This window comes from Pelosinus fermentans DSM 17108, from assembly GCF_000271485.2.
GTDB classification, from domain to species: domain Bacteria; phylum Bacillota; class Negativicutes; order DSM-13327; family DSM-13327; genus Pelosinus; species Pelosinus fermentans.
Genome location: NZ_AKVN02000001.1, coordinates 1,097,080 through 1,111,713, shown reverse-complemented (window position 1 = coordinate 1,111,713; position 14,634 = coordinate 1,097,080). Strand labels below are relative to the sequence as shown.

Here is a 14,634-nt window from a genome sequence, read left to right as displayed (position 1 = left end):
CCCTCTTCACACCTTCATTAATGTACTAAATTCTTCTTCTGATAACACTCCGGCTGCTATTTCATCGAAAAGCTTTTGATATAAATCCTGATTTATGATTTTGTCGCCTGCAGCAGCATATACACTGCTGTGTTCACCCCTTTCATCAGGATGATTTTGTTCCAGAGCCATCCTGAGCTGATCTGCTTTCCCTGCCATGACCATTACCTGATTTTGCCCTGGGCCTATACTTTGATACAGCGCCTGGATACCATTTGCTGTCTGCAGTGCAATCATCCCCATATTCTGCATCATTATTTTTTTCGTTATTTCATCAACCCCCATTCCGCCCTCTTGCCACAACGGCCAGTTTATGGAGAGCGTTTTCCCCTGCCTCTGCTGCCGGGCAGCCAAGTCATTGCGATATTCGGCATAAGCATCCATAAAGGCATTGGCAGCAGCATAATCAGCCTGGCCTGCATTCCCCAGACTGCCGGCTATGGAGGAAAACAAGATAAAGACATCCAGCTTCATGTCCTTTGCAGCCTGATCCAGATTCACCAGCCCCAGCACCTTGGGTGACAGAACTTCCTGCATTTCTTCCTGTGTCTTTTTCAAGATAAAATTATCGCGGATTACGCCGGCACAATGCAGAATACCATGCAAACCGCCAAATTCTTCTTGAATCTTCTCAATCAAACGACTCACGGCCTGCTGATCTGTTACATCTGCCTGCCGGTATTCCACCCGTGCTCCCAATGTCACAATTCCTTGCCATTTCGTCTGCATTTCTTGGGTGAGGGCCGATCGGCCTGTAAGGATTATGGTGGCTGATTTTGCCTGCCGGGCAATATCCTGAGCAAAAATAAGTCCCAGCCCTCCTGCTCCTCCTGTAATTAAATAGACTCCCTCGTCTTTCCAGGGAATCTTCACAGTATCTTGCGTATCTTTCATTTCCTTCCACTCAGCAATCCATCGTTTGCCATCCTGATAGCGAATATGACTGTCGAAGGGCTGATGACTATTCTCTATCAGTTTTTCCCTGATGCTTTGAGCACTATCCTCAGGTTCTGCCTCAATAATTTGTCCAACCAGTCTTGCGTTTTCCAAATGAGCCGTCTTTAATAACCCTGAGAATCCAGAGAACGGCATCTGTTCTTTGGAGAAAATTACAATCTGAATTAAGGCCTTGCTATTTGTCTTCTCTTTGAGAATGGCTCGAATCTCTTCAAAAATTTCATCTGCATACTTTTGAAACCGTACCGCGATACTTCCTCTTTTCCTTTGCAAAGCAATACAACGTACTCCATTCATATTCATTGCCATACTCTCTTGTATTCCTTGATCCGGCTCGCATAGGATTACCACGTGCTGGTCAATGTGTGGGGCTGCCGCTGCTCGATCAATGCTTTTTTCCTTCCATCCAGGCTGATACAGTAACATGTCAATTTTTTCCCTTGAATCAATTTCCCTTTCCAGAATTCTTGCTGAAAAGCCCTTCATGCGTACACAAACGGTTCCTTCTTCATTGCATAGATCAATATCCAGTTTCTGTACCTTATCTTCCCCTTTGCTGCCCGGGCTGTACCGTACTACTGCCCACATACTGGGGGTGCAGGCTTCCATTAATTCCAGTTCCTGCAGGGCAAAGGGCAGCGCAGGTTTAAGGCTGCCGGAGCCAATCATCAGACCCATGGATGCCTGCAGGGCGGAGTCCATTATACTGGGATGCAGGATAAACTGATCCTGCGTATCCAACAGAAAGGCAGGCAGCAGCAGTTTTGCCAGAACCTGATTGTCCCCAATGTACAATGTTTCAATTCCCTGATGCCCTGGTCCGTATTCCAGTCCCATCTTTCGCAATTGCTCATAGCATTGGCAGGAACTCAACATTCCACGACTGCACTGATTCCGTATCTGTTCTATCGGCAGCAACTGAACTTCACATGCCGGACGCAATAGGATAGTTCCCTGGCTGTGCACCACTGCTTCTTCAAGACTTTCATCCAAATGGCTGTAGATTTCATAGGCAATCTCCCCATTCTCTTCCGGGAAAAGTCCTATATGTACCTGAACAGCCTCTTCTCCTGCCAGCATTGGACGAGCCCAAACCACATGTTTCATCTGTATCCCAACGTTTTCTTTCCCGCTTCTTCCTGCCGCCTGCTGGGCTGCAGCCCGGGCCATTTCCAGATACGCTACCCCAGGCAGTATACGCTGCCCCTTCACCACATGATCTTTCAGGAAAAACTCTTCGCCCGTAAAACTGGAACTGAAACGCTGTTCTGAAAAATCCGATGTATTTTGCTGCAGCAGGGGATGAAGGACCAAGTTCTCCCTTTCGCAGCCTATGCTGACAAATGGACTCCCACTGCCTGATGTCCAATAGCTTTCTTTTGCAAAGGGATAGCCGGGCAGATGAAGACGGTTCGGTTTTTCTTCACCATATAGCTGCCGCCAGGCAAGGTCATATCCCTGGCAATAGAGATCTGCCAAAGCATGCAGTATCTCTTTATAGCGATTTATATCTGCCTGCTGGGAGAAGCTTTGCGCTAACAACTCTTGACCATATTCCTCGATCGCTTTCTGCCCTGTAAAATCCCGGGCTACTGTCCCTTTAAACAGATTGGGGAGTTTTTCTTTACTCCCCATCTGCTGCAGTACATAGATCCCATCTTCTTTGTCCTGCACTACCACTGCACAGCGATGGGCAAAGTGCTGACGCCCTTCCAGCAAGGTAAAGCTAATCTCCCCTAAGCTTTTTGCCTTTTCCGTTTCTAAGCAGACGATCATTTCTTTGCATTTTTCCTGCAGGCTCTCTTGGGTTTTGGCAGAAAAGGCCAGCAGATAGCAGGGGAATGGTTTTTGTACTTCTATCCTGTTCTCCGAATAGCTTTCCAGTACCATATGCACATTCGTACCGCTCATTCCAAAGGCACTTACCCCACCCATTCTCCTCTTTTCTTCCTGTTCAGGCCAAGCTTTGCTTTCTTTATTTACATAGAACGGACTTCCCGACCAATGAATGTATTCATTCTCTTCTTGAAAGTGAAGGCTGGCTGGTATGGTTTCATGACGAAATGCCTGAACCAGGCTAATTAAGCTCACCAGACCGGAAGCCGCCAGTGCATGTCCAAAGTTGGTCTTGGTCGACGTCAGGGCGCAGTAGCCCTGCTTTTTCGTATAGTCTTTAAATGCATCATACAGAGCATTGACTTCAATGGGATCTCCTAATTTCGTCCCCGTCCCATGAGTGACAATGTATTCAAGGTCTTCGGGGTTTATCTGGTACTGATCATACACCGATTTTAGAAGCTTCGTTTGGGAAGCACCACTGGGAGCGGTGATTCCATTGGTTTTTCCGTCATAGTTAATGCCGCTTCCTTTGATTACGGCATAGATCGGATCCTTATCTGCCTTTGCCTGGGACAGGCGTTTTAGTACCACTACCGCAACCGCTTCCGCTGGAACCATTCCATTGGCTCTTTTATCAAAGGCAAAGCACTTCCCGTCCTCTGACAGCATACCCGCTTCACTCATTCCTTGAAACATCTGCGGTGTCAGCAGCAGATTCACGCCGGCCGCCAGGGCGGTGTCGCATTCTTGCTGGCGGATGCTTTGGCAGGCTTGATGTACTGCCACTAAGCCGGAGGAGCAGGCCGTATTAATTGCCATATTCGGTCCGCTTAGGTTTAGGAAATAGGCTAAGCGGGCCGATAAAACGGCATTATGATTGGACGTAATGCTGCTCTTTTCTTTGAGCAGCAAGCGATAATCCCCTTCTTCCACTCCCACAAACATACCGATTTTACTCTTTTGGATCTGGGCGCTTCCATAGCCTGCATCTTCTAAGGCCTTCCATGATTCCTGCAGCAGCAGCCGCTGTCTGGGGTCCATGCTTTCGGCTTCCCGGGGGGATATCTCAAAGAACAGCGGGTCAAATTCACTGACTCCCGGAATGGCACCGTATTGATATGGACTTTTCCCTTTTCCTGAGAAGCGGTCTGCCGGAAAGTCTTGGATTACGTCTTTGCCTGCGGCAAGAATCTGCCACATTTCATCTACGGTTCTGGCTTCCGGGAAGCGGCCGCTCATTCCGATGATGGCAATGGGTTCCTGCTCCTGTATCTCCTGGCAAACTGATTTATTCATAAATCTGGATTGTGTCGAGGTCTGACGTTTAGAGGGTAAGGTAGCTGCCGGCACTGCCTGAACGACTTGTCTGCCCTCTTCCATAACAGCTTCTCGATAATGCAATTGCATAACATCCTGATACTCTGTTAAAAAGTATTGAGTTAAACTTTTTAACGTTGAGTATCCAAAAAATAGAGCAGGAGTAAATTCGATGCTGTAATGATCTGTTATGATTCCTGCAAATTCGGATAAGCTTATGGAATCAAAACCAAACTCTGCCAGGTTTTCTTCCCGATCTAATTTATCCCGGGAGATCTTAAGCAGCTGACTGACTTGCTCCTTCAAATCCCAATCAATACATTGCTCCAAGGTAAATCCCTTCATTTCAGCTCGTCTTCCTTGGGCAACTGGATACTGGCTGTTGTGAATCTCAGGGTATAGGGAATTGGTTTCAGAAGGTATCATATTCATCTCTTCTGTATACGCCTGTATTTCCAGCCCTTTCATTTGCATGTAAACCATTCCTTGATCATCACAGAAATCCACATCAAATCTTTCCGACTTCCTATCCCTGCAAATTCGAACCCAAGGTGCTGAAATATATTGACCAATTATTGCAAGTTCTTGTAAAGCAATGATAGCAGCAGGTCTGCAACATTCGGCAGCCATCTGCAGACCGATTACCTGCATAACCGAATCTAGTAAACATGGATGCAAGTTAAATTGTTCCTGGGTATCCAAGATAGAAGAAGGGATCATTAACTTAGCCAGGACCTGATCCACTCCCAGATACACACTCTCGATTCCCTGGTATCTCGTATCATATTCCACTCCTGCTGCTTTAAGTCTTTTATAACATTGAGCAGCTGATAAAGTGCCTTGGCTGCATTCAGCCTGCAATGCTTTCAGATCTAAAACTTTCCTTTCTTCCAAATAACTTACCAGAGCAATACTCCCCTGATTATGTATAACAGCCTCTTTTACATTGTCTTTCATCTGACTGTAAATTTCATAGGATATTTCTCCATTTTCTTTTTGGAAAAGTCCTATGTGTACCTGAGCTGCCTCTTCTTCCACTACTATCGGCTGTGCCCAAATTATGTCTTTCAGCCGCATCCCTGTTTTTTCTTCCATTAATGCTCCTGCTGTCTGCTGGGCTGCGGCCCGGACCATTTCCAGATACGCTACCCCAGGCAGTATACGCTGCCCCTTCACCACATGATCTTTCAGGAAAAACTCTTCGCCCGTAAAACTGGAACTGAAACGCTGTTCTGAAAAATCCGATGTATTTTGCTGCAGCAGGGGATGAAGGACTGTTGCACTTCCTAAATGGCTCCTGTCAGTGAGTGAACTTTCCATCTCCGGCACCCAATAGCTTTCTTTTGCAAAGGGATAGCCGGGCAGATGAAGACGGTTTAGTTTTTCTTCACCATATAGCTGCCGCCAGGCAAGGTCATATCCCTGGCAATAGAGATCTGCCAAAGCATGCAGTATCTCTTTATAGCGATTTATATCTGCCTGCTGGGAGAAGCTTTGCGCTAACAACTCTTGACCATATTCCTCGATCGCTTTCTGCCCTGTAAAATCCCGGGCTACTGTCCCTTTAAACAGATTGGGGAGTTTTTCTTTACTCCCCATCTGCTGCAGTACATAGATCCCATCTTCTTTGTCCTGCACTACCACTGCACAGCGATGGGCAAAGTGCTGACGCCCTTCCAGCAAGGTAAAGCTAATCTCCCCTAAGCTTTTTGCCTTTTCCGTTTCTAAGCAGACGATCATTTCTTTGCATTTTTCCTGCAGGCTCTCTTGGGTTTTGGCAGAAAAGGCCAGCAGATAGCAGGGGAATGGTTTTTGTACTTCTATCCTGTTCTCCGAATAGCTTTCCAGTACCATATGCACATTCGTACCGCTCATTCCAAAGGCACTTACCCCACCCATTCTCCTCTTTTCTTCCTGTTCAGGCCAAGCTTTGCTTTCTTTATTTACATAGAACGGACTTCCCGACCAATGAATGTATTCATTCTCTTCTTGAAAGTGAAGGCTGGCTGGTATGGTTTCATGACGAAATGCCTGAACCAGGCTAATTAAGCTCACCAGACCGGAAGCCGCCAGTGCATGTCCAAAGTTGGTCTTGGTCGACGTCAGGGCGCAGTAGCCCTGCTTTTTCGTATAGTCTTTAAATGCATCATACAGAGCATTGACTTCAATGGGATCTCCTAATTTCGTCCCCGTCCCATGAGTGACAATGTATTCAAGGTCTTCGGGGTTTATCTGGTACTGATCATACACCGATTTTAGAAGCTTCGTTTGGGAAGCACCACTGGGAGCGGTGATTCCATTGGTTTTTCCGTCATAGTTAATACCGCTTCCTTTGATTACGGCATAGATCGGATCTTTATCTGCCTTTGCCTGGGACAGGCGTTTTAGTACCACTACCGCAACCGCTTCCGCTGGAACCATCCCATTGGCTCTTTTATCAAAGGCAAAGCACTTCCCGTCCTCTGACAGCATACCCGCTTCACTCATCCCTTGAAACATCTGCGGTGTCAGCAGCAGATTCACGCCGGCCGCCAGGGCGGTGTCGCATTCTTGCTGGCGGATGCTTTGGCAGGCTTGATGTACTGCCACTAAGCCGGAGGAGCAGGCCGTATTAATTGCCATATTCGGTCCGCTTAGGTTTAGGAAATAGGCTAAGCGGGCCGATAAAACGGCATTATGATTGGACGTAATGCTGCTCTTTTCTTTGAGCAGCAAGCGATAATCCCCTTCTTCCACTCCCACAAACATACCGATTTTACTCTTTTGGATCTGGGCGCTTCCATAGCCTGCATCTTCTAAGGCCTTCCATGATTCCTGCAGCAGCAGCCGCTGTCTGGGGTCCATGCTTTCGGCTTCCCGGGGGGATATCTCAAAGAACAGCGGGTCAAATTCACTGACTCCCGGAATGGCACCGTATTGATATGGACTTTTCCCTTTTCCTGAGAAGCGGTCTGCCGGAAAGTCTTGGATTACGTCTTTGCCTGCGGCAAGAATCTGCCACATTTCATCTACGGTTCTGGCTTCCGGGAAGCGGCCGCTCATTCCGATGATGGCAATGGGCTCCTGCTCCTGTAAGGCTAGGACAGTCTTTTGTCTTGCAAATCTAGACTTCTTAGCAGCCTGCCGTTTGGATGCCATTACAATTACTGGAACTTTCTCGCTGATATCCTCAGCAGCAGATTCCTGGTAATACTCCTTCATGGTCTCCTGATACTCGATTAAAAAGTATTTCTTTAATTTTTCAAGTGTTGAATATCCAAAAAATAAAGAAGGAGTAAATTCGATGCTGTAATGATTTGTTAATATTCCTGCAAATTGAGCTAAACTTATGGAATCAAAACCAAAATCTGCCAGATTTTCATCCTGCTCCAACTTGTCCCGTGGAATTTTCAGCAGCTGGCTGGCTTGTTCTTTCAGATCCCACTCAATGCATTGCTCCAGGGTAAACCCCTTCATTTCGGCTCGTCTTCCCGGGCGGCCAGACATGGAAATAGTCGCTGCTGCTATAACAGGCTGTTCTTGTGATGACAGCCTTAAAAAGCGCTGTACCCGGCTGCGCTCTCCAACTACGATTAAATGCTGGGTTTTGTTTTGTGTTAACAATTGATCAAATATCCCAACGCCTTCTTCCGCTTCTAAAAAACGCTGACCGCTGGATTTTAAATAGAGCTTGCTGTTCTCTTCCTCACCGACTCCCATTCCTCCATCCTTCCATAGAGGCCAGTTTATCACCAGACTCTTGCCATATGCCTTTCCCTCCAGCTGCTTTTCCTGCCGATAGTTAGCATACGCCATCTGAAAACGGTTGCCGATGGCATAGTCACAAGAACCAAAATCCCCTAGAATGGCAGAGGAAGAGGAAAAATAGCACATAAAATGAAGTGCCTCTTCCTGAAGCACTTCATCCAGCACCAGAGTGCCTTTAATTTTCGGTTCGATTATCTTGCTGAATCCTGCCAGGTCTTTTTCAAATAGACTTTGGCTGCCTGCCAGACCTGCTGCATGAATCACTCCATGAATCTTGCCATATTTTGCTTTCGCCTCTCCCAAAGCGGTTTTCATACTGCTTACATCGCAGCTGTCTGCCTGCAGGTATAGGGCATGACTGCCTAGTGCTTCTAATTCCCGGATTTTTGCCTGCTTTTCCTCATCCAGGGCTGATCTGCCTGTTAGGATTAGATTCGCCCCATGGGTTTTGGCAAAGTGCCTGGCAAATAGAAAGCCCAGTCCTCCGCACCCTCCTGTTATGAGATAGGTTCCTCCTGCCTGTAAAAGGCTGCTGCCTGTCTCTAGAAACGTTTCCTGAACCTGGTATACATAGCGTTTTCCCCCTTGGTAGAAAACGCTTTGGAGTTTCTCGGTCTCCAGTTCTGACCAGAGTTTGGTCAGCCAATCTTCCATAGTCGATTTTGCATCTGGCCCGCTGCTCTTTTGATACATCACAGCTACTTGCGTATTGGGCAGAACAAGCCCTAAAGAGCGCTCAAAACCAATCCAGGAATCCAGATAGCAGCGTTCCAGCCCTGTTTCAAACTGTGCTCCCAGCAAGACTCGCCTGGCTTTTAGTTTTACGGCAGCAATACTTTGCAGCAGATACACAATGACGGAATAGTCTTCAATACATGTGGCATCTTCTATTGGCCACAGATACAGCATCCCGTCTATCTCGCCGTACTCCTCCCGGATGCTTTGAAATGCCTGTTCATAGCTAGAAGGATCTTTGCGGGAAATGGAATAAATGGTATGGGAGGATGCTGTATGATTTGGATGTTGAGAGATGAAGAGTATTTTTGTTTGCGGATCAAGGGTTTGAAGCTCTTCTGCTGCCTTGTTTTGATTTTCTGCATTGGACAGAAAACAAACCAGTGTTCTGATCTTAGCCGGACCACGATTTGACAAAGCTTGCTCCTGCCAGGTTTCTTCAAATGTCATCATTTCAAAAGCTTCCTGTTTTTTAGGAACTGCCATGCTTTGTCTTGCCACCTCTACAGAATCGCCAGACGTGCTTTCTTCTGTATCCCCTTGCATTTCCAAACCTTTCATACGTATGCAAACCTTACCCTGGGTGTCGCACAGATCAATATCAAACTGTTGTAATGAAGCAGCAGCAGCACTGCCTTCACTGTAACGAATCCAAGCCCACATGGCAGGTGAGCAAGGACCAAGAATTTCAAGTTCCTGCAAGGCAGCTGGCAGCCTCGTCTCACATTCTTCTGAATCCATCATGAAACCTATGGATGCCCAAATAGCTGAATTCAGCAAACTGGGGTGCAGTACAAATTGGTCGTGCGTGTCTAAGACACAAGGAGACAATGTCAATTGAGCAAGTACTTGTTTCGTTCCTGCATATACTGCCTCAATTCCTTGGTATCCTGGACCGCAATCAATCCCTATACCAGCTAACGCCTCATAACATTGACTGGCATTAAAACATCTGCCGCTGCACTGCACTTGAAGATCAGCCAAATCCAACGGCATGCTTTTTCCAGGGACTCCATTCAGTACAGCAGTTCCCAGGCTATATACGATAGCCTCTTTATTTTTGCCTCCAGGCTGACCATATATTTCAAAGGCAATTTGACCGCTTTCCTCCGGTATTAGTTCAATATGCATATCAAATTCCTCTTCACTGAAAACGAAAGGCTGCATCCATAACACATTGCTCAGCCGAATCTCCATCTGTCCTTTTGAGAAACCCGCTGCCTGGCTCACAGCCTCCCGGGCCATTTCAAGATAAGCAGCTTCTGAGAAGATTCGCTTCCCCTTCACAGAATAATCCTTCAGGAAAAAATCCTGGCCAGTGAAGGTTGAACTAAACCGCTGCTCAGAAAAAGTAGACGTATTCCGATGCAGCAAAGGTGTTAGCTTTGCAATGGTGCTGGCTGCAAACTGCAGTTCTTTCTTCGGTATCCAGTAGCTTTCCCTGGCAAAAGGATAGGTAGGCAGACTGATTCGCTGAGGCTTTGCAGCTCCATATATTTTGTTCCAGTCAAGGGCTAGCCCTTTGACCCACAGATTTAAAATCTTCTCATATTTCCTCTTACTGATCCAGGCATCAACCGCCTTTTCTAAATCTTCATCTGCAGTAAAAATAGCAACCGTATCTTTACTGCGCTTAACCTGCCCTCGATATAAACCATTATTATCCTGCCCCGTCACAAAGCTCTGCAGCTTTTCTTCCAGCTCCTTAATAGAACCTGCCATCACTGCCAAACGTTCCTCCATAGCTTCACGTCCTATTTGCAGCGTATAAGCCATGTCAGCTAAATGACAATCGGAAAATCCTTCTTCTTTAATCGCACGCAACAGCTGCTGTGCCTGCTCTTTCAGCCTCTCTTCATTCCTGGCTGACAATACAATCAATGCTGGATTGTGGTCATTAATTGGTATTGACTCTTGTTTGCGTCTTGGAGGGATATATTCTTCAATTACCACATGAGCATTCACACCGCCAAAACCAAAGGAACTCACTCCCCCTCGTCTTGGGATCTCTTTTCCCGTCTCATCCTGCAGGGATTTCCATTCCCTTTTTTCCTGGACAATATAAAAGGGACTGTCTGTAAGCTGTATATATGGATTCACCTTGTCGCAGTGAAGACTTTTCACCAGGGTTTTATGCTGCAGCTGCAGCAGCACTTTGATCACGCCCGCCACTCCTGCTGCAAGCTCTAAATGACCAATATTCGTCTTCACAGAACCTAAGCCACAATGACTATTTGTCACCTCAGCATCTCCTGTTGCTTCATACAATTCTTTAAATGCCGCCTTCAGTCCATTGATTTCGATAGGATCGCCAAGTTCAGTACCCGTTCCATGAGCCTCAATATAGGTAACGGTCCTAGGATCAATTCCTGCTTTTGTATACGCAGTTTCCAGCAGCTTGGCCTGTGCCTTGGGATTGGGTGCCGTTAAAGAATTGGCACGTCCTCCATGGTTTTCAGCAGTTCCTTTAATGATCCCGTAAATATGATCTCCGGCAGACTCTGCATCTTTTAGTTTCTTGAGGAGCAGCATTCCTGCTCCTTCACCCCGCACATAGCCATTCGCTTGATCGGAGAAGGTCTTGCAGCGTCCATCCTCTGCAAGCATGCCTGCTTTATTAAAACTGATATAAAGATCGGGTGTCACGAGCGTGTTGACACCCCCGGCAATTGCCATTTCGCAGGCACCGCTTTCCAGAGCCTGTACGGCCCGGTGGATGGCTACCAAGGAACTGGAGCATGCCGTTTCAATCGGTTCGCTGGGTCCATGAAGGTTTAGCAGATAACTCATCCGATTCGGACCTACTGACGGAACGATTCCCGTGGAAGAATAACCTTCAATTGCTACATTTGCCTTAGAAATCAGCCCATCATAACCGCTGCTCCCAGTCCCCACAAAAATTCCCGTTTCCGTTCCCGACAAATCCTGAGGGGAATATCCGGCATCTTCAATGACTTTCCAGACGTATGTCATTAAGAGACGCTGCTGAGGATCCATCAGTTCAGCTTCCCGGGGAGAAATCCCAAAGAACAAGGGATCAAACTCCTCTACACCATCAATGAAACCACCCCATTTGATATTGGTTTTATTGACTTCTTTAGCCGGATCGCCGTAATATTCCCGCCAATCCCATCGGCCGGGGGGAATTTCTGCAATGCAGTCCCTCCCTTCCAGCAGGTTTTCCCAGAATTCATTTACATCTTTTGCTTTGGGGAATTTCCCAGCCATTCCCACAATCGCAATAGGTTCTTTGTCACTTTCTTCTGTGTTTGCTAAAACTGGCGGCATCATTCTTGCAAATTGAGAGTGTTGCCTTTTATTTTTAAGATTTTCTTTAGGCTCATTTACCACTGGCTGTTCTAAACAATCTGCCTTGTCTGACGCTAGAAATTGTGATGCCAGCAAAGATCGATACTCTTCTGTCAAATATTCTGCAAAGCTTTGAATGGTTGGGTATTCAAAGAATACGGTAGGAGTTAATTCCATTTTATAATCCTGGTTCAGCTTATTGGCAAACTCCGTAAATGTTATGGAATCAAAACCATATTCACTCAATTCTGTACTGATATCGATATCAGACAGCTTCACCTTAAGCAGCTGGGATACTGCCTGCATCAATGCATTTTCTATTTTGCCCAGCAGCTGGCTCGAATCAATCTGCCCATTGGCATCCGATTCTGAAGATATCTTTGCTTGGACAGGAATGGGGTTTGTAACTGCAAGCAGCTTCTGCCTCATTCGCATCATCTTGCCTTCCATTACCATTACCTGATTTTTCCCGTCGCCTATACTTTGATACAGCGCCTGGATACCGCTTGCTGTCTGCAGCGCAATCATACCCATACTGCGCATCATCATTTCTTTCGTTGCTTCATCAACACCCATTCCGCCATCTTGCCACAACGGCCAGTTCATGGAGAGCGTTTTCCCATGCCTCTGCTGCCGGGCAGCCAAATCATTGCGATATTCGGCATAAGCATCCATAAAGGCATTGGCAGCAGCATAATCAGCCTGGCCTGCGTTCCCCAGACTGCCGGCTATGGAGGAAAACAAGATAAAGAAATCCAGCTTCATGTCCTTTGCAGCCTGATCCAGATTCACCAGCCCCAGCACCTTGGGTGACAGAACTTCCTGCATTTCTTCCTGTGTCTTTTTCAAGATAAAATTATCGCGGATTACCCCGGCACAATGCAGAATACCATGCAAACCGCCAAATTCTTCTTGAATCTTCTCAATCAAACGACTCACGGCCTGCTGATCTGTTACATCTGCCTGCCGATATTCCACCCGTGCTCCCAATGTCACAATTCCTTGCCATTTCGTCTGCATTTCTTGGGTGAGGGCAGATCGGCCTGTAAGGATTATGGTGGCTGATTTTGCCTGCCGGGCAATATCCTGAGCAAAACTAAGGCCCAGCCCTCCTGCTCCTCCTGTAATTAAATAGACTCCCTGGTCTTTCCAGGGAATCTTCACAGTATCTTGCGTATCTTTCATTTCCTTCCACTCAGCAACCCATCGTTTGCCATCCTGATAGCGAATATGACTGTTTATCGAGCTCATGCTGCTCTCTTTTTGCAGTTTCTCCGCCAATTGTTCCGTATCTTCTACCTCAATTACCTGTCCAATCAGTTTGGAGTTTTCTAGATGAGCCGTCTTCAACAGTCCGGAAAGACCGGAAAAGAGCCGCTGTTCCTGTTGACTGCAAATGACAAGCTGCAAGAGTACCTGCCCTTTGGGCTTGTTCTCCAGTATCTTTTTCACTTCCTGAAATACCTGCTCAGTATAAGACAGAAACCTTTCTTCGATGTTTTTCTGTTCGGCTTGTAAGGTAATGCAGCGTACTCCAGGCAGATGGTTTTCCAGATCTTCTTGAATACTTTCCTTCAGCTCGCAGAGCATTACCACATGCTGAAGATATGGGGAGGCAGTTGTTTCCACTATTGCCTGCTCCTCTTTCCAGACGGGCTGATATCGTAACATGCCGATCTGTTCCTTTGCCCCTGAATCGATTTCTCCTTCCAGGATTCTTGCAGAAAAGCCCTTCATGCGTACACAAACGGTTCCTTCTTCATTGCATAGATCAATATCCAGTTTCTGTACCTTATCTTCCCCTTTGCTGCCCGGGCTGTACCGTACTACTGCCCACATACTGGAGGTGCAGGCTTCCATTAATTCCAGTTCCTGCAGGGCAAAGGGCAGCGCGGGTTTAAGACTGCCGGAGCCAATCATCAGACCCATGGATGCCTGCAGGGCGGAGTCCATTATACTGGGATGCAGGATAAACTGATCCTGAGTATCCATTACAGAAGAAGGTAATGTCAGTTTCGCTACTATTTTGTCTGCTCCTAAAAACAGTGTTTCAATCCCCTGATGCCCTGGTCCATAAGCAATTCCCATCTTGCTAAATGCTTCATAACATTGAGTCGATGATAAAATACTTTGGCTGCACTCCATTTTCAATGCCCCAAGATCCAGCATTTCCTTTTTCTCAATAAAATTTGTAAAAACAGCACTCCCTTGACTATGAATTACAGCTTCTTCAGCATCATCTTCCGGCTGACTGTAAATCTCATAGGCAATCTCTCCATTCTCCTCTGAAGAAAGCTCTATATGTACCTGAACTGTTCTTTCCCCTACCGCTATTGGCCGAGCCCAAACCACATTTTTCAGGCGCATTCCAGTTTTCCCTTCCATTAATGGCCCTGCAGCCAGTTTTACTGCAGCCCGGGCCATTTCCAAATATGCCACGCCAGGCAGTACACGCTGCCCCTTTACTATATGATCTTTCAGGAAAAACTCCATACCCGTAAAACTGGAACTGAAACACTGCCTAGATAAGTCAGAAGTGTTTTGCTGTAACAACGGATGAAGCAAATCATGTTTTGAAACCGTTTTCATTTGAAATTGATGTATCAAATCTACCGCATCTGCTTTTAGTAAGCGTTTGTTTTTTACTTCATACAGAATATACTCCAGAAAATCCTTCATATTTGCCTCCTA

Annotated in this window: 1 protein-coding gene; it reads right to left on the bottom strand. The window is 46.5% G+C overall.

Annotation, left to right across the window (positions count from 1 at the left end; translation table 11 throughout):
* Positions 1–6: 6 nt before the first annotated feature.
* Positions 7–14,622 carry an SDR family NAD(P)-dependent oxidoreductase gene (locus FR7_RS23460; protein WP_064448904.1) on the bottom strand — a complete coding sequence of 4,872 codons (14,616 nt, stop codon included), beginning with the start codon at positions 14,620–14,622 and terminating at the stop codon, positions 7–9.
* Positions 14,623–14,634 lie beyond the last annotated feature (12 nt).